General features: G+C 33.5%; 16 protein-coding genes and 1 riboswitch. Of the genes, 3 read left to right on the top strand and 13 right to left on the bottom strand.

Annotated elements, in window-relative coordinates:
* The first annotated feature begins 2 nt into the window (after nucleotides 1-2).
* Nucleotides 3-446 (top strand): GNAT family N-acetyltransferase, encoded by a 444-nt coding sequence (locus H611_RS0109040; RefSeq protein ID WP_027138057.1) that lies wholly within the window; start codon nucleotides 3-5, stop codon nucleotides 444-446.
* Nucleotide 447: 1 nt separating this feature from the next.
* On the opposite strand, the gene H611_RS0109035 is transcribed toward H611_RS0109040, so the two are convergent.
* From H611_RS0109035 to rnpA, 3 genes are all read right to left on the bottom strand, one after another.
* Complete coding sequence (locus H611_RS0109035; protein ID WP_027138056.1) at nucleotides 448-1,314, bottom strand: OmpA family protein; 867 nt, start codon at nucleotides 1,312-1,314, stop codon at nucleotides 448-450.
* 69 nt (nucleotides 1,315-1,383) lie between these two features.
* A complete protein-coding gene (locus H611_RS0109030) occupies nucleotides 1,384-3,018 on the bottom strand; it encodes a S41 family peptidase (RefSeq protein ID WP_027138055.1) in 1,635 nt (544 codons plus the stop codon).
* Complete coding sequence (gene rnpA / locus H611_RS0109025) at nucleotides 3,019-3,408, bottom strand: ribonuclease P protein component (RefSeq protein ID WP_027138054.1); 390 nt, start codon at nucleotides 3,406-3,408, stop codon at nucleotides 3,019-3,021.
* A gap of 146 nt (nucleotides 3,409-3,554) precedes the next feature.
* On the opposite strand from rnpA, the gene H611_RS0109015 reads away from it, so the two are divergent.
* Nucleotides 3,555-5,405, top strand: coding sequence for a CBS domain-containing protein (locus H611_RS0109015; RefSeq protein WP_027138053.1), 1,851 nt, complete (start codon nucleotides 3,555-3,557; stop codon nucleotides 5,403-5,405).
* Nucleotides 5,406-5,409: 4 nt separating this feature from the next.
* Entirely contained in the window at nucleotides 5,410-6,600 is a 1,191-nt protein-coding gene (locus H611_RS0109010; RefSeq protein ID WP_211223799.1) for a succinylglutamate desuccinylase/aspartoacylase domain-containing protein, read from the top strand.
* 155 nt (nucleotides 6,601-6,755) lie between these two features.
* Here H611_RS0109010 and H611_RS14190 read toward each other — a convergent pair whose 3' ends face one another.
* The 10 genes from H611_RS14190 to H611_RS0108960 all read right to left on the bottom strand — a co-directional run bounded on the left by H611_RS14190 (nucleotide 6,756) and on the right by H611_RS0108960 (nucleotide 16,997).
* Nucleotides 6,756-7,070, bottom strand: a complete 315-nt coding sequence (locus H611_RS14190) for a rhodanese-like domain-containing protein (RefSeq protein ID WP_084158173.1) — start codon at nucleotides 7,068-7,070, stop codon at nucleotides 6,756-6,758.
* A gap of 2 nt (nucleotides 7,071-7,072) precedes the next feature.
* Nucleotides 7,073-8,185 carry a 2-iminoacetate synthase ThiH gene (gene thiH / locus H611_RS0109000; protein WP_027138051.1) on the bottom strand — a complete coding sequence of 371 codons (1,113 nt, stop codon included), beginning with the start codon at nucleotides 8,183-8,185 and terminating at the stop codon, nucleotides 7,073-7,075.
* Between the two features lie 8 nt (nucleotides 8,186-8,193).
* Nucleotides 8,194-8,964: a thiazole synthase gene (locus H611_RS0108995; protein WP_027138050.1), complete on the bottom strand. Its 771-nt coding sequence runs from the start codon at nucleotides 8,962-8,964 to the stop codon at nucleotides 8,194-8,196.
* Between the two features lies 1 nt (nucleotide 8,965).
* Nucleotides 8,966-9,607, bottom strand: coding sequence for a thiamine phosphate synthase (gene thiE / locus H611_RS0108990; RefSeq protein WP_027138049.1), 642 nt, complete (start codon nucleotides 9,605-9,607; stop codon nucleotides 8,966-8,968).
* A 6-nt stretch (nucleotides 9,608-9,613) separates the two neighbouring features.
* The gene (locus H611_RS0108985; protein ID WP_027138048.1) at nucleotides 9,614-10,375 is read right to left on the bottom strand and encodes a hydroxymethylpyrimidine/phosphomethylpyrimidine kinase; all 762 of its coding nucleotides are present in this window, start codon (nucleotides 10,373-10,375) and stop codon (nucleotides 9,614-9,616) included.
* Nucleotides 10,376-10,384: 9 nt separating this feature from the next.
* Complete coding sequence (locus H611_RS0108980; protein WP_027138047.1) at nucleotides 10,385-10,972, bottom strand: thiamine phosphate synthase; 588 nt, start codon at nucleotides 10,970-10,972, stop codon at nucleotides 10,385-10,387.
* 72 nt (nucleotides 10,973-11,044) lie between these two features.
* Complete coding sequence (thiC, locus tag H611_RS0108975; protein ID WP_027138046.1) at nucleotides 11,045-12,904, bottom strand: phosphomethylpyrimidine synthase ThiC; 1,860 nt, start codon at nucleotides 12,902-12,904, stop codon at nucleotides 11,045-11,047.
* 36 nt (nucleotides 12,905-12,940) lie between these two features.
* Nucleotides 12,941-13,144, bottom strand: coding sequence for a sulfur carrier protein ThiS (gene thiS, locus H611_RS0108970; protein WP_027138045.1), 204 nt, complete (start codon nucleotides 13,142-13,144; stop codon nucleotides 12,941-12,943).
* A 111-nt stretch (nucleotides 13,145-13,255) separates the two neighbouring features.
* Nucleotides 13,256-13,350, bottom strand: a riboswitch (TPP riboswitch).
* A gap of 131 nt (nucleotides 13,351-13,481) precedes the next feature.
* Nucleotides 13,482-15,326: a M1 family metallopeptidase gene (locus H611_RS0108965; RefSeq protein WP_027138044.1), complete on the bottom strand. Its 1,845-nt coding sequence runs from the start codon at nucleotides 15,324-15,326 to the stop codon at nucleotides 13,482-13,484.
* Between the two features lie 60 nt (nucleotides 15,327-15,386).
* Nucleotides 15,387-16,997: a S8 family peptidase gene (locus H611_RS0108960; protein ID WP_027138043.1), complete on the bottom strand. Its 1,611-nt coding sequence runs from the start codon at nucleotides 16,995-16,997 to the stop codon at nucleotides 15,387-15,389.
* Between the last annotated feature and the right edge of the window lie 11 nt (nucleotides 16,998-17,008).

Here is a 17,008-nt window from a genome sequence, read left to right as displayed (position 1 = left end):
TCATGCTCAATATAGAAATAAAATCTTATACCGATTTAAGTAAAGATCAACTTTACGAATTATTACAATTACGTAGTGAAGTTTTTGTAGTGGAACAGAATTGTGTGTATCAAGATATCGATTATAAGGACCAGAAATCTTTACATGTTTTAGGTTATAAACATGATAAATTAGTTGCTTATACACGCATTTTCAAACCAGGTGATTATTTTGAACTAGCCAGTATTGGTAGGGTAGTAGTTGCAAAAAATGAACGGTCTTATAATTATGGAATTCAAATAACTCAAGCTTCTATAGTAGCTATTCAGGAGCGATTTAAGGAGTCTAAAATAAAAATCTCTGCCCAGGCTTATCTTAAGCGTTTTTATAATAAATTAGGATTTGTAGAAGTAGGAGAGGCGTATTTGGAAGATAACATTCCACATATAGCAATGATAAAGGAATAAGTTATTTAGTTTCCCCAACATAAGTAATTACAATCTCTACACGTCTGTCAAATTTCGGGTCGCCTCCTAAAGGAAATTTTCTACGCATACCTAAATAACGCATACGTTTTGTGTTTACCCCTTTTTTAGCAAAATAATCGTACACATATTTAGCTCTTGCCACCGATAGATTTCTTTGTTTTGTTTTCCGGTCTATAGCATCTCTACTAAATTGAGTACAACATACATGACCTTGTATGGTAAAATAAATATCATCACGTTCTACTAAAGCCTTAGCAATATCTTCTAGCGTTTTTTTAGATTCAGGTATAACGGTACTATAACCTGTTTTAAATAATATATTATCGAAAACTATTTTATCTCCAACCTTTAGATTAGAATCTTTTATAAGCTCTGTAGCAGCTTTCTTTTCAACTTTAGGTTCTAAAATTTCAGGTGCTTTTTTTTCTGGAATAATAGGCGGATCTGGATTTACTATAATTTCTACTTTACGGTTTAATCCGCGTATTTTACTGGCGTTTTTTTCTTCAACAATTTTTAATAAAATTTCGCCCTTGCCATCAACATGGCTAATGAGTTGTTCGCTAATTTCATTACTAGAAAAAATAGCTTTTATGGCATTAGCGCGTTGTTGAGATAATTTTAAGTTATATGAAGGCGCACCAATATCATCACAAAACCCAAAAATTGCTATCGATTTTACATCAATATCGTTTAGTTTTGATATAAAGAGTAGTAATCGACTTTCTTCGGTAGGTGGGACTTCATATTTATCGGTTTCAAAATAGACTACATGCGTTAATTCATTTTGTGAAAAAACGAATACACTTTGAAGCGCTATTAATAGTAATACCGATAGGTGTTTCATATAGAATCTTAGTAGAGTGTATAAATATAATATTTTTGATAAAATTCTTATTCAAAAATTATAAAATACTTACCTTAAATAATCAAAATAAAGGGTTGAATTAGAAAGAATATCTGTAGCTTTTTTTATTTTTTGGTCGTGTAATTTTAAATAATCATAAAGCCCTTCTCGATACACATAACGTTTAACAATTTCCTCGGTTAGTAGTTCCAGTAAATAGGCTTTATTTTCGTCTATAATACTGGTTTTAGAGTTGTTTAAATTTTTAATTAAGGTTTTAAAATCAGAATCTATATCATCATTTAATTCTTCTTTTAAAGCTTCTTCTAAAGCTTTATAAAGTGCCTTTTCAGTTTCAGTTTCAAAAGTGAAATTATTGGTCTTTAAATAGTTTTTAAAGTTTATAAAATCGCTATCTATTAATTCAAAATCATTAATATTTTCAATGTTATTATTGTAATAGTAGTTGGTAGCATAGTTAAATATAAGGTCATTATTGATAATAGCATTGGTAATAGCAGAATTCTTTGAAGCATTAAAACTTACATCCGGAAAAATACCGCCTCCATCGAAAACTTTTCTTCCGTTTTTTGTTTTAAACTCATTATAATTTTCCTGTTTTACACGGGTAGCTTCTCCTTTATCGTTGCGATGCCAATAGTCTAAAGCTTGAATACAGCGTCCTGATGGAGTGTAATATCTTGAAATGGTAATTTTAACCTGTGTTCCATAAGTAAGTTGTTTGGGGCGTTGTACTAACCCTTTACCAAAACTACGAGATCCTACAACTACAGCGCGATCCAGGTCTTGCAGTGAGCCTGAAACAATTTCACTGGCAGAAGCACTACCACCATCAATAAGCACTACTAATGGAATTTCGGTATCTATTGGTTCGCTTTGCGTATAATAGGTTTTATTATACTTTTTTACTTTCGATTTTGTAGTTACTACCAATTGCCCTTTTGGAACAAATAAGTTTACAATTTTAATAGCTTCATTAAGAAGTCCACCAGGGTTTCCACGTAAATCCAGAATTAAACTTTTTGCGCCTTGGGCTTTTAAATCACGTAACGCATAATTAGTTTCGGCAGCTGCTTTGTTATTAAATCGAGTTAAAACAATATATCCTGTTTTATTATTTATCATTGAAAAATGAGGTACCGCTTTTATTTCTACTTCAGCACGTTCTATGGTAGCTGTTTGGGTTTTCCCCTGTCTGATGTAAGTTACATCCACTGTTGATCCAGTTGTACCTTTTAATAAATCGCCTGCATTATCTTTATAACTTTCAATAGTAGTATTTCCAACTTTTATAATTTCGTCGCCTGCTTTTAAGCCTGCTTTATCGGCAGGATAATTTTTGTAAGGCTCAATGATAACCAATTTATCTTTTAAGGTTTTTACCTTAGCTCCAATTCCGGTATAATCGCCGGTATTATTTATTCTGGCCGCTTCGACATCCTGTTCATTCATAAAATTGGTATATGGATCTAAGTCTTCCAGCATGCTTTTTATAGCGGTATCCATAAGTTCACCAGGATTAGTTTCGTCAACATAATTCATGTTGAGTTCTTTAAACAAAGTGGTAAATATTTCCAGTTGTTTAGCAATTTCAAAAAAGTCGTTTTTAAAAGCTGTAGTAGTAAAAAACAAGAGACATGCTAAAGCAGGAATCAGGATACGTTTTTTTAATAAATATTTCATCTATTTGCTATTTTCAGATTCTAAAGTGTTCATGCGAAATTTATCAAATAAATGATTCATTCGCTTTTCAACTTGATCTATAGTAGGTTTTTCTTTGCCAATGTACAAAATCATAAACGCATATTGTGTAGAAATGTTGTTAAAATAGCGTGGTTTGTTAAGTCTGTAAACTTCACGTAACAAGCGTTTTATTCTATTTCTATCTACGGCTGTTTTAAAATTACGCTTACTTACTGAAACTCCTGTTTTAGCGGATATATCTTCGGTGAATGTTGTGGGTAAATATACCAGACGAAGTGGATAAGCAGAAACTGATTTACCTTCTGAAAACAGCTGGTCTATAAGTTTTTTGCTTTTTAATTTTTCTGTTTTATTATATGAAAATTTCAAGCGTTATCTTTTTATTTTTCAAAGGTAATGAAATAAAAAATCTGGTTGTATTTCACTCTATTAATATGTTTAATTATGATAAAAATCATTTTTAAACCCCTTAATAATGTGTAAATTAAGAGCTAATCTTAAGTGGCTGTATTGTTATGGGCGAATTAGATGTAACAAGGATTAAAACTAAAAAAGATCAATCAAATTATATCCATCATTTACTTAATGATATAAAAGCTTTGGATATAATGATTGATAAAGGCATGATTGAAGAACAACCTCTCAGAATTGGTGCGGAACAGGAAGTTTTTTTAGTCAATAATCAATTTTTGCCAGAAAATAAATCTTTGGAACTTTTAAAAGATATAAATAGCAGCAATTTTACTACCGAAATAAGTCGTTATAATATTGAAATAAATTTAGATGTTTTAGACTTAAAAGAGAGTTGTTTTTCCGCATTGCATAATCAATTAGATACGCTTCTGGAAAAAGCTAAAAAGTTTGCTGCGAATAAACAAATTAAAATTATTCTCACAGGTATTTTACCTTCATTATCTATAAACAATGTTGGAGATAATAGTATGACTGCTGTGAAGCGTTATTCGGCTTTAAATGAAGTAGTAAAAAAAACTCGGAAACATGGTTTTAATATTCATATCAAAGGTGTCGATGAATTAAACATATTATTTAATTCTGCGATGTTAGAAGGTTGTAATAATAGTTTTCAATCCCACCTACAATTAAGTCCGAAAACATTTGTTGATGATTATAACTGGGCGCAGGCTATTGCTGGTCCAATTTTAAGCATTTGTACTAATTCGCCATTACTTTTTGGTAAAGAATTGTGGAGCGAAACTAGAATAGCTCTGTTTACTCAAAGTTTTGATATGCGGATTAATTCTTATTTACTTAATGAAAAGCAGTCTAGAGTTAGTTTTGGAAATCAGTGGCAAACAGGGTCTATTACTAATATTTTCAAGGACAATATTTCCAGGTTTAGAAGCGTTTTGACTACAGATTTTACAAAAAGTAGTGTCGATTTATTAAAGGAAAATAAAATCCCTAAATTAAGAGCCTTACATCTTCATAACGGTACGGTATATCCATGGAACAGGGTTTGCTATGGAACTTTAAACGGAAAGCCTAATTTAAGAATTGAAAACAGGTACATTCCTTCTGGCCCAACAACAACAGATGAAATTGCTAACATGGTATTCTGGATTGGCATTATGTTAGGTAAGCCCGATAAATATCGTAATATTCATGAAAAATGGGATTTTAAGGATGTTAAAACCAATTTCTTTAATGCTGCTCGTTATGGAATGGCTACCCAATTTTACTGGGATGGAAAACATGTTTCAAGTCACGAACTTATTTTAAATGAACTGTTACCTATGGCTTATGAAGGGTTGCAAAAATATGGAGTGTCATTAGCTGATACAGAATATTATTTAAGAATTATAAAAAATAGAGTTCAAAAACGAAATGCATCGGAATGGACTGTTAGAAATTACAGGTATTTATTAAAATCTCATAAACGTTTTGAAGCGATGCAAATACTTACCGCCAAAATGTATGAAAAGCAAGAAGCTGGTGAGCCCGTACATAAGTGGGCCATGCTAAATGAATCTTATGATTCTACTTATAGGAATTATTGGATTGTTAAACATATTATGAGTTCGGATATTTTAACAGTAAATAAAAATGACACCATAGAACTTGTACTAAGTGTTATGACATGGAAAAATATTCATCATATGCCCGTTTTAAATTCAAAAGATGAACTTATTGGTTTAGTAAGTTGGAAAGATCTTGAAATTTATCTAAACGATATAGAAAATCAAAAGAATAGCATATCTGAAATTATGCAAACCGATATTAAAACGATAGATGAATATGCTACTGTGTTGGAAGCAAAGGAAATTATGAAAGCGCATCAAATAAGTTGTCTTCCTGTGGTTAAAGGTAAAAAGTTAGTGGGATTGCTCACTCATAATGATTTTTAAAGTAATGACTTTAGTTTATAATAAAGCACTAAATACTAAAATAGAGGTAAACAGAATTATTGGTAGTATAAAGAGTGATATTCCGGGACCTACTTTAGTGTTTTTTGGAGGTATTCATGGTAACGAAACATCGGGAGTTTTTGCATTGAAAGAAGTTTTAAAGTCAGTAAAAAAGACTAATATAAAAGGCACTGTCTTTGCTATTTCTGGAAATTTAGTTGCCTTAGAAAAGCATCAACGTTTTCTTGATGAAGATTTAAATAGATATTGGACCAAGGAAAACATTGAGGCGATAGAAGGAAAACATGTGTTGAATATCGAGGAGCAGGAACTACAGGAATTACTTGATGTTTTAAAATCTATTATAAAAAACAATCAACCTCCATTTTATTTTATCGATTTACATACCACATCCAGTAAGACCATACCTTTTATCACTCTAAGTGATGCATTAATAAACAGAAAATTTGCAAAGCAATTTCCGGTACCTATTGTGTTGGGGATAGAAGAATATTTAAACGGAGCTTTATTAAGTTATATTAATCAATTAGGCTATGTTTCTTTAGGGTTTGAGTCTGGGCAGCACGATGCTTTGTTGGCCATTAAAAATCATGTTGCCTTTATTTATTTAGCTCTTGCTTTTTCTGGGGTCATTAAAGATAAGAGTAGTATTAATTTTTCAGCGTATTTTAAACAGCTTCAAGAACAATCTGTTAGTGCTTTGGGTTTTTTTGAAATTGTATATCTATATAAAATTCAAAAGGAAGATAATTTTAAAATGCTAAACGGGTTTAAAAGTTTTCAACCTATAACCAAAGGCACTAAGCTAGCAATAAATAATAACAAGGAAATACAATCGCCATATAATGGAAGTATTTTTATGCCTTTATATCAAAAAAAAGGGACTGACGGATTTTTTATAATTAAAACGATAGCACCCTTTTTTTTAAAATTATCGAAGGTATTAAGAGGTGTTAAAATAGATAGTGTCTTGGTATTATTTCCTGGAGTTTCATGGTCGAATAAAAAAGAAGGGGTACTTCAAGTTAATCTTAAAATAGCCAGGTATTTTGCAAAATCCTTTTTTCACATTTTAGGGTACAGAAGTAGAACAATCGACAGAACTCATTTAAAACTTAGTAACAGAGAACGAGTTGCAAAAACTAACATGTATAAGAATGAAATCTGGTATTAGGTAATTTATTTAAGTACTCTGCTATTCAATTATCCAATCTGGTGTAAAATATAACTGTAAAAGCTACAAAATAGGATAGGTTCATAATTATAGTTTAATGATATGAAATTTAGTTATTACCGTTCGGGATTCATTGTAAGCTTAAGTAGTTATAGTTATATTAGAGTACTTTCTGAAAGTCCGTTTTTTAGCTTGATAATATTTACTTTTAGGTTTTTAGTTTTTAAATACTCTATCGCCCTGGCACTTCGCAACCCTGTATTGCAATAAACTAAAATGGGTTTATTTGTAGGAATTTCAGAGAGTCTGTTAGGTAGTTCGTTTAAAGGAATATGTATTCCTCCAATATGAAAATTATTGCGTTCTAAATGAGTTCTAACGTCAAGCAGATTATATTTTTCGGGTTGCAAAACATAATCTTTAAAAGTTAATTTCTTCATGGCATTATTGGGCGGTTTAAATAAGTTCATGATTACCAGTTATTTTCCCAGTCTTTCCATACAGGTTCTAGTCCGTTGTCTTGAAGCATTTGTGTAATAACTTCGGTTGGACGTTCGTCTGAAATTTCAAATTGTTCCAGTGATTGTGGTTCAACAACATAGCCACCAGGGTTGGTTTTAGATTCTGCACTCATCGAGGTAATACCTAAATGAACAATATGGTTTCTAAATGTTTCTGTTTCTCTCGTACTCATTGACAATTCTACATCTTCATCTAACAATCGAAACGCACAAATAGCTTGAACTAAATCGTGATCGGTCATTTCAACTTTTGGTTCTAAACCACCACTATGTGGACGTAATCGTGGGAAGGAAATGGAATATTTAGTTTTCCAATAGGTTTTTTGAAGGTATTTTAAGTGTAAGGCGGTAAAAAAGCTATCGGCACGCCAGTCCTCTAATCCAAACAAGGCTCCTAAACCTATTTTATGAATGCCCGCTTTTCCTAATCGATCGGGGGTATCTAAACGGTAATTAAAATTAGATTTTTTCCCTTTTGGGTGGTGTTTTTTGTATTCTTCTTTATGATAAGTTTCCTGGTAAACTAAAACACCATATAAATTAGCCTCCAACAAGGATTCGTACTCCTCTTGATTTAAAGGCTGCACTTCAATTGAAATATTAGAAAATTGATTTCTAATTAATTCAATAGCATGTTTAATATAAGGCACGCCTACAGTTTTGTTAGCTTCACCTGTTACCAATAAAATGTGGTTGTAACCTTTCGATTTTAAAAATGTAGCTTCCTTTAAGATTTCGGCATCTGTTAAAGTACGTCGTGGTATTTTGTTGGTCATGCTAAATCCGCAGTAGGTACATATGTTCTGACATTCATTAGACAAATACATGGGAGCGTACATCTGTATGGTATTACCAAAACGTTTCTTGGTGAGTGATCGACTTAATTGTGCCATCTGCTCTAAATAAGGTTTGGCCGCGGGAGAAATTAATGCTTTAAAATCTTCTAAATCCCGTTTTGTTTTACTTAATGCAAATTCTACATCCTGTATTGTTTTATCATTAATATTTTTTAATGTTTCATCCCAGTTATAGGTATTAAATATCTCTTGAAAGGATTTATTCATAAAAGTAATTAGTTTAAAAAACTGGTTAATGGACTACTGGCTTCGGCGTGTTGTTTTACAGTTGCTAGTTTTGCATTATAAGCCATTCTTCCAGCTTTTACAGCCATTTTAAAAGCCTTGGCCATTTCTACCGGATTTTGTGAAACAGCGATTGCAGTATTTACAAGAACGGCATCGGCTCCTAATTCCATAGCATAAGCTGCATGCGATGGACTGCCAATACCGGCATCTACAATAACTGGAACATTACTTTGTTCGATAATTATTTCTAAAAAGTCTAAAGTTTTAATTCCTTTGTTAGTCCCGATGGGAGCACCAAGAGGCATGACACATTGAGTTCCAACATCTTCTAATCTTTTGCATAAAACAGGATCGGCATGAATGTATGGCATTACAACAAATCCTAATTTTACTAGGGTTTCAGCCGCTTTAAGTGTTTCAATGGGGTCGGGTAGGAGGTATTTAGGGTCTGGATGAATTTCAAGTTTAATCCAATTTGTATTTAAAGCTTCACGAGCCAATTGTGCTGCAAAAATGGCTTCTTTTGCATTGCGAACACCAGAGGTATTTGGAAGTAGGTTGATATGTGGCTGCATAATACTCTGCAGCATTTTGTCTTGTTCATTATTAGTATCTACCCGTTTTAAGGCAACGGTTATTAATTCGCTTTCACTTGCCATTAAAGCATCAGACATGAGTTGGTGAGAGCTGAATTTACCTGTTCCAGTAAATAATCTGGAGTTAAATTCTTTATCTGCTATTTTTAGTATATCATTCATTTTAAAATGTGTGTCGTTGTTCTTGTGTTGCCGAAGCATTTAGTAATTTATTAATGGTAGTAATTTTGCTAAAATCTTTGGTAATTTCTTTAGACATAGCAATACCATATACCCCCTTATTTTTTAAGTCATTGATATCATTTTCACAAATACCTCCTATAGCAATAATTGGCGTTTGGGTTTGTAGTTTTTCAAGAATTTTTTGATAGCCTTCCAATCCTAAAATAGGACTTAGATTATCTTTAGTTTGGGTAAATTTAAATGGACCTAAACCAATGTAGTTGATTTTTTTATCTAATAAATTTTTACAGTCTTCCAATGTATTGGCTGTTCCCCCAATCATATACCATTTACCTAAATATTCTCGAGCAATAGTTGGGCAAGCATCAGTTTTTCCTAAATGTACGCCATCTGCTTTAACTGCTTTAGCTATTTTATAATGGTCGTTAATTATTAATCGTGTTTGGTAGTGTGCTGTAATTGCTCTGGCTTTTTTGGCGGTATCTAGAATAACATCTTCATGTTCATTTTTTAGGCGTAACTGAACTAATTTGGCACCATAAGTACAGGCTTGTTGTATATTATTTAGATGTGCTTCAGGGGTTGCGCCCTGTGAAATATAATGTAATTTAGGAATGTTCATACGTTATTATGTTGTTTGGTATAGGTGATTTCCCAATAGCGTTTTGTTAGAATTTAGAAACTGCTCGGTATATAATTTGGCTTGTTTGCAAGCATCTTCAATCATAACATTTAAAGCAATATTTGAGGCTAAGGCAGATGATAAGACACAACCACTGCCGTGCTTTTGAGAAATAGTTTTTGTAAATGGAGGCATATTAACCATAACAATTCGATTAAAATATAGTTCGTCCCAACCTTGTTTGTCTTTACGATGTCCTCCTTTTAAATAGATATTGGTAAAGCTTGAGATATACTCAATGGTTTCTTTGATGTCTAAATCAGGATATAAGTTTTTAATTTCATCGTAATTCGGGGTAACGATATAGCAATATTTTAAAATAGTATCGAAGCATTTTTGGTTTTCTTTTAAATGAAAATCGAAACCAGAACTACTTTTAAAAATAGGATCCAGTATAATTTTTATGTTCGAATTTAAGTAATGAAGCTTTTTTAAAATAAGGAGTAAAACCTTCCAGGATTCTACAATTCCGATTTTAACTACCGGAATTTCGAAGCGTTGAAACAAGGTGTCGATCTGGTCTAAAATAACTTTTGAATTTGTCCAGATACATTCCTTAAAAGTAATATCGTTTTGAACAGTTATCCCAGTGCATACGGATAAGCCATAGAGGCCGTGGGCTTCAAATGTTTTAATATCTGAAGTAATTCCTGCGCCACTACTAGGGTCGAATCCTGCAATTGATAAAATATATTTATGCGTATTCAAAATGTATAGTTAATTGTTTGAATAATGATTAAGTATATATTTAAAATCTTTAATTGGCGTTTTACTGCTCCAAATGCCTCCTAAAACTCCTACACCCTGATAACCAAGGGCATCGAATTCATTTAGGTTTTTGGTAGTAACACCACCCATTCCTATAATATTTTTAGGTATACCGTTTACGTTGAATTCTTTTCCATGATAACCTGCTTTTGAAATAGATGAGAACACTGGACTTAAAAGATGATAATCGAATAAAAATTCACATTGAGTTAATTCTTCAACAGAATGAAATGAGCTGCTAATACTCATGTGGCTGGTATTGCGAATGTCATTACGTGTTTCTATGGAGGTTTCTTGTCTTTTTAATTCTTGAAAATGAAGCCCCTTAAGATTAAAATCGTTCGCGAGATTATGATATTGATGGATTACAATTCTATTGTGGTAATAGGGGTCTATTTCATTCAAATAAGCTTTATAACTATTTAAATCTTTATGTGGCTTTCTTAAATGATAGTATTCTAAACCTACTTGAAATAACTGATGAAGAATTTCAAATTCATTTGTAATATCTTGTTCAGGTGCAATTAAAACAATCATATTAAGTTGCCATTTTAAAAGTTGTTAAAAAGATCTAACCCTGGACTATGGCAAGGTTAGATCTCATGTTTATTAAAGATAAACCTCGGAACCTTTTTCCTTAAATTCCTGAGATTTTTCATTCATTCCTTTTCGAATGACTTCATTTTCAATAATGTCATTTTCAGCGGCAAAATCTCGAACTTCCTGAGATATTTTCATAGAGCAAAATTTAGGTCCGCACATCGAACAGAAGTGTGCAATTTTAGCACCATCGGCAGGGAGCGTTTCATCGTGATATTCACGTGCGCGTTCGGGGTCTAACCCTAAGTTAAACTGGTCTTCCCAACGAAATTCAAAACGAGCCATACTTAATGCATTGTCTCTATGTTGAGCCCCTGGATGACCTTTAGCTAAATCGGCTGCATGGGCAGCTAATTTATAAGTAACAACACCAACTCGAACATCCTCTTTATTAGGTAGGCCTAAATGTTCTTTTGGTGTTACGTAACATAACATGGCACATCCATACCAACCAATCATAGCCGCACCAATACCCGAAGTAATATGGTCATAACCAGGCGCAATATCGGTGGTTAATGGTCCTAAAGTGTAAAATGGAGCTTCGTCGCAAACCTCAATTTGCTTTTCCATATTTTCTTTTATCATGTGCATTGGCACATGTCCGGGACCTTCAATAAAGCATTGTACTTCGTGTTTACGAGCAATTTTTGTTAGTTCGCCTAAGGTTTCAAGTTCTGCAAACTGAGCTTCATCATTTGCATCCGCAACCGATCCAGGTCGTAAACCATCACCTAAAGAAAAGGCAACATCGTAAGATTTTAAAATTTCACAGATGTCTTCAAAATGGGTATATAAAAAGTTTTCTTTATGATGTGCCAAACACCATTTAGCCATAATGGAGCCACCACGAGAAACAATGCCTGTTACGCGTTTTGCTGTCATAGGTACATAGCGGAGTAATACTCCGGCATGAATGGTAAAGTAGTCTACACCTTGTTCGGCTTGTTCGATAAGCGTATCTCTAAAAATCTCCCAGGTAAGGTCTTCGGCCACACCATTTACTTTTTCTAAAGCTTGGTAAATAGGTACAGTTCCAACAGGAACGGGTGAATTTCTAATAATCCATTCTCGGGTTTCATGAATATTTTGGCCAGTGGATAAATCCATAATATTATCAGCTCCCCAGCGACAAGCCCAAACGGCTTTTTCTACTTCTTCTTCAATAGAAGAAGTGGTTGCCGAATTACCGATGTTAGCGTTTATTTTTACAAGAAAATTACGTCCTAAAATCATAGGTTCGGCTTCCGGATGATTAATATTTGAAGGTATAACAGCACGACCTCGGGCTACTTCATTACGAACAAATTCCGGGGTAATTTTGTTTGGAATAGATGCTCCAAAATCCTGACCGGGATGCTGTTTTCTAATCTCCGTCATTTCATCGATACGCTGATTTTCACGAATGGCAATATATTCCATTTCTGGAGTAATAATTCCCTGTTTGGCGTAATGTAGTTGGGTAACATTTTTACCTTTTTTAGCTCTTAAAGGTAGTTTCAGGAGGGAGAAACGCATATGGTCTAAACTAGAATCCTTTAAACGCTGATTACAATATTCAGATGAAAATTGGTTTAATTGTTCTACATCACCACGATCTTTAATCCATGATTCACGAATACGCTCAATACCGTTGTGTACGTTAATAGCTTTATCGGGGTCTGTATATGGACCCGAAGTATCATATACAGTTACAGGTTCGTTAGGTGTTAATTTTTTAGTTAACGAATCCTTGGTGTCGCTCAATGAAATTTCACGCATAGCCACTTTTATTTGTGGGTGAATTTTTCCTGGAACGTAAATCTTTTTAGAATTTGGAAAAGGGTGTCTGGTAATTTGACTTTCTTTTGGTGCCGTGTCTTTATTTTTCATTTTATATTGTTTAGTAGTTCGTGCGAAGTTTATTGATTATCCTCCCTGGGTAGCCTGAATGATTAAAACCTTATCTCCAGAGTTTAGAGACTGTTTGCTCCAATTTGATTTAGAAATAATTTCTTGATTAATAGCTACGGCTATGCCAACCTCGGGATAATTAATGTGACGTAGCAGATTGGAAATATTGATGTTTTTATCAACTTCCAGTGGTTTTTCGTTAAGGTGAATAGTTATCATTTACAATACATTTTATATTGTAAACCATAGAGGATAGTAATCGCTTTGAAAAAAGACACTTCACGGTTGAAGGAAGTGTGTTTATGAAAAGGTGTGCTAGCCTATATTTCAATAAGCTATTCAACTTTTCCCTTCGACGGTACTAACCGTATCAGGTTCAAAGGGTATGTCTCAGTTCTAAAATTAGAACACCCCTAAAGTTTACATGGCGAATGTATTAAAAAATAAAGAGTTGGCACAGAATATATTAAAGTATTTGGTTTTTAAGCTCATAAAAAAAGACTTCTTTTGTTAAAAAGAAGTCTTTTGAATATTTAAAATAAAGAGAATTTTTCTGTTACTTTTTATTGTTTTCTCTATTAATATCGGCCATCATGTTTTTAGGATCAATTTGAACCGATTTAACTGTTTTGTTAGCTTTTAAAGTGTAAACTGGATATGCCCAAGCCCAGTCCGGAGCTATAGTGGCAGTGGTTGGTTTTTCTCCTCGCATCATTTGTAATGGTATATAGAAATCTTCTGTAGATCCATCGGTATAAGTTACGGTTAAATCTAAAGGCATTGGCATTAAACCAATGCGTTCTAGCACGATATTTTCTCCATTAATTACTTTAACACTATAGTCAATCGTGTTGGTAGTGCGGGTCCAATCATTTAAATACCAATCTAATTCTAAACCAGATACTTTTTCAGCAATTCTTATAAAATCGGTACGTGTTGGATGTTTAAAAGCCCATTGTTTGAAATATTCTTTAATGGTTTCTTTTTGGTTTTCTTCTCCAATAACATAAGCCAATTGGTTTAAGAATACGTAACCTTTATAGTAAGCCGAAATAGTTGACGACTGATTGTAATTGAAACGATCGGCATGCGTTGTTTGTGGTTGTTCTACGCCTGATTTAGCATAAGCAAAGTAAACATCATATATGCGTTGTGTAGGTTTTTCAAAAGAGGTGTTGAAAATGTTGCTTTCTGCTAATTCTCCAAAATATTCGGTAAACCCTTCGTCCATCCAATAATTTGTTAGCTCGTTGGTAGCTAATAAAAACTGAAACCAAGTATGTGCCATTTCATGTGCAGTTACACCAAAAAGCCCTTCAAACGTACCTTCTCCCATAATAAGTGTACACATAGCATATTCCATGCCTCCGTCTCCACCTTGAATGATGGAATATTGTTTGTATGGGTACTGACCAATATTACTGCTGTAAAATTGCATTAACTGAACGGCTCTTTTTTGAAGATTTTTCCAGTTGTCCAATTTGTCCTGAGCCATGGTTTTCTTGTATAAGAAATGTAATAATGGACCATTAGGAACCTGCATGGTATCGTGATTATAGTCAGGATCTGCAGCCCAAGTAAAGTCGTGTACGTTAGGTGCTACAAAATGCCAGGTTAATTTTTCACCAGCAGGACGATTTACGGTTGATATTTCGTAACCATAGCCTATTTCGTTAGGGTTCTGTAGATAACCAGTTCCTCCAACAATATAGTTTTTATTAATATGCAGGGTCACATCAAAATTTCCCCAAACGCCATGAAATTCACGGCCGATATAAGGATCGGCATGCCAGCCTTCATAATCATATTCGGCTAATTTAGGATACCATTGTGACATAGAAAGTGCTACGCCTTCTTTATTATTTCTGCCAGAACGACGAATTTGTACGGGTACCTGAGCATCAAATATCATATCTAAGGTTACGCTTTCACCTGGTTGAATAGGTTTAGCTAAATCTACTTCTAAGATAGTTCCAACAGTTTCGTAAGATACTGCAGTACCATTCTGTTCTAATGAGTTTACTTTAATATATCCTATTTCATCAGAATTAAGTTTGCTAATGCGATCTTTTACACGTCCATCGGGATCAGCAATATTACGTGATCGTACGTCCATTTCACTTCCCGGTTGGAAGGCGTTAAAATATAAGTGGTAAAATACTTTATTTAATACATCTGGTGAATTATTGGTGTAGACTAAGGTTTGTTTTCCTTTATATTGATAGTTATCTACATCCATATCGATATCCATTTTATAATCGACATGTTGTTGCCAATAAGTAGAGTTTACAGAATGATTAGGAGCTAGAGGTGTAGCATTATTTGTGGTGGTTACTTCTTTAGTACCCCCACAGGAAATAAACAATGATAAGCTTAAAACTGAAATAAGAAGTCGTTTCATAGTGGTTATAATTTAAAAAAAGAGGCCTATTGGCCTCTTTTTAATATATAAGATAATGTATTATTTCGACATTTGAGATGCCATTATCAATGCGTTGTAAGCATTTACTATTCTTCCTGATTTAGACAATTCGCTAAATGGACGAACATCGTTAGGATCTCCACCTACAATAACATCGATATTAATTTTTAATCCTGAGTTCATTAATATTTGTTTTACTTGAGCAGCAGATAATTTTGGATAGTAAGAACGGATTAAAGCAGCTACACCAGCAACCCCTGGAGCAGCCATAGAAGTTCCGCTTTTAAAATCGTATTCACTTTCTGGAGTTGTAGAGTAAATTGAAGCACCAGGAGCAAATACATCTACACTGTTTTTACCGTAATTAGAAAAAGGTGCCACCATGTTAGCGCCATATTTAGGAGCTAAAGCACCCACTCTAATATAGTTATCTGAGATCTCTTGTCCATCAACACTATCTTCTGGGAAGTTTAATTCTACATCTACATCATTACTGTCGTTTCCAGCAGCATGAACAAACAATACATCCTTTTCAGCGGCATATTTAATAGCCTCATGTACCCATTTTGCGTGTGGAGAAAAGCTTTTACCAAAACTACCGTTAATTACTTTGGCACCATTATCAACGGCATATCTAATAGCTAAAGCTACATCTTTATCATACTCGTCACCATTTGGTACGGCTCTAACACTCATAATTTGAACATTGTTTGCAACACCATCTTGTCCTAATCCGTTACCTCTTTCTGCAGCAATAATTCCAGCTACGTGTGTACCGTGACTTTCAGATTTTTTTACATGTTTAACATTGGCATCACCATAATATTTAGTAGACATGTCTTCTGGATTGTCTCCAGTTAAACGCCCTTTTAAGTTTTTGTTTAAATTAAAGTTTAAACGTTCGTTAATGCTTTGTAAACCATTATTGATTTCTTTTGAAGCTTCTTCTAAAGATTCTAAGCCATTACTGTAAAAGTATTGAGCCATTTGAGCAGCTTGTTTAAGAGTTTCATCTTCAGTAGAAAGCGCTTTTACTTCTTCTTGGGTATAATCTTCTTTTCCAAAATGTGCAGCTAAGGCTTTATCGGCATTGCCAATTTGTTGTAGCATTTGCTCATAACGATTTTTGTAACCTGTAAATTTGTTATAGTTTTCGTTATATTCTTTTTCTGCTCTTTCATAATCAGGGTTAGAAGTGTCTCCACTAGCAATTATACGTACATATTCTAATTGCTCATCGTAACCATCTCCTAAAAAGTTCCATCCATGAACGTCATCGACATAACCATTTTTGTCATCATCTTTGCCAGTGTTTGCTTTTTCATCTTCATTGGTCCAAAGTACATTTTGAAGATCTTCATGATCGATATCGATACCAGAATCTATTACTGCAACGATAACGGTTTTACCTTTTTTATCTTTTAAAATTTCAGTGTAAGCTTTTTCAACACTCATTCCGGGAATAGTATCCTTCACTAAATCTAGGTGTCCCCAAGTTTGTTTTTCCTGTTCTGTTAATTCTAAAACTTTTAAAGGCGTTGAATCAACATTTTCTATAGGTGTTGATAGAATAGGAGCCGTACCACCACAGCCATAAAATAAAGTAGCTGCCGCGAATACTGATAATGATAGAGTTTTAATTGTTTTCATTTATTAAAATT

Origin of the sequence: Gaetbulibacter saemankumensis DSM 17032 (assembly GCF_000425645.1) — a bacterium.
Classification (GTDB): domain Bacteria; phylum Bacteroidota; class Bacteroidia; order Flavobacteriales; family Flavobacteriaceae; genus Gaetbulibacter; species Gaetbulibacter saemankumensis.
Note: the sequence above shows the minus strand (reverse complement) of the source record. Positions and strands in the feature narration are given on the sequence as shown.

What these genes read in the sequence shown, in the direction of transcription:
- H611_RS0108965 (WP_027138044.1), bottom strand. Translation starts at nt 15,326, where the DNA reads ATGAAACGACTTCTTATTTCAGTTTTAAGCTTATCATTGTTTATTTCC.
- H611_RS0109030 (WP_027138055.1), bottom strand. Translation starts at nt 3,018, where the DNA reads ATGAAATATTTATTAAAAAAACGTATCCTGATTCCTGCTTTAGCATGT.
- thiE (WP_027138049.1), bottom strand. Translation starts at nt 9,607, where the DNA reads ATGAACATTCCTAAATTACATTATATTTCACAGGGCGCAACCCCTGAA.
- thiH (WP_027138051.1), bottom strand. Translation starts at nt 8,185, where the DNA reads ATGAATAAATCCTTTCAAGAGATATTTAATACCTATAACTGGGATGAA.
- thiS (WP_027138045.1), bottom strand. Translation starts at nt 13,144, where the DNA reads ATGATAACTATTCACCTTAACGAAAAACCACTGGAAGTTGATAAAAAC.
- H611_RS0108960 (WP_027138043.1), bottom strand. Translation starts at nt 16,997, where the DNA reads ATGAAAACAATTAAAACTCTATCATTATCAGTATTCGCGGCAGCTACT.
- H611_RS0109015 (WP_027138053.1), top strand. Translation starts at nt 3,555, where the DNA reads ATGGGCGAATTAGATGTAACAAGGATTAAAACTAAAAAAGATCAATCA.
- thiC (WP_027138046.1), bottom strand. Translation starts at nt 12,904, where the DNA reads ATGAAAAATAAAGACACGGCACCAAAAGAAAGTCAAATTACCAGACAC.
- H611_RS14190 (WP_084158173.1), bottom strand. Translation starts at nt 7,070, where the DNA reads ATGAACTTATTTAAACCGCCCAATAATGCCATGAAGAAATTAACTTTT.
- H611_RS0109035 (WP_027138056.1), bottom strand. Translation starts at nt 1,314, where the DNA reads ATGAAACACCTATCGGTATTACTATTAATAGCGCTTCAAAGTGTATTC.
- H611_RS0108980 (WP_027138047.1), bottom strand. Translation starts at nt 10,972, where the DNA reads ATGATTGTTTTAATTGCACCTGAACAAGATATTACAAATGAATTTGAA.
- H611_RS0108995 (WP_027138050.1), bottom strand. Translation starts at nt 8,964, where the DNA reads ATGAATGATATACTAAAAATAGCAGATAAAGAATTTAACTCCAGATTA.
- H611_RS0109010 (WP_211223799.1), top strand. Translation starts at nt 5,410, where the DNA reads ATGACTTTAGTTTATAATAAAGCACTAAATACTAAAATAGAGGTAAAC.
- H611_RS0109040 (WP_027138057.1), top strand. Translation starts at nt 3, where the DNA reads ATGCTCAATATAGAAATAAAATCTTATACCGATTTAAGTAAAGATCAA.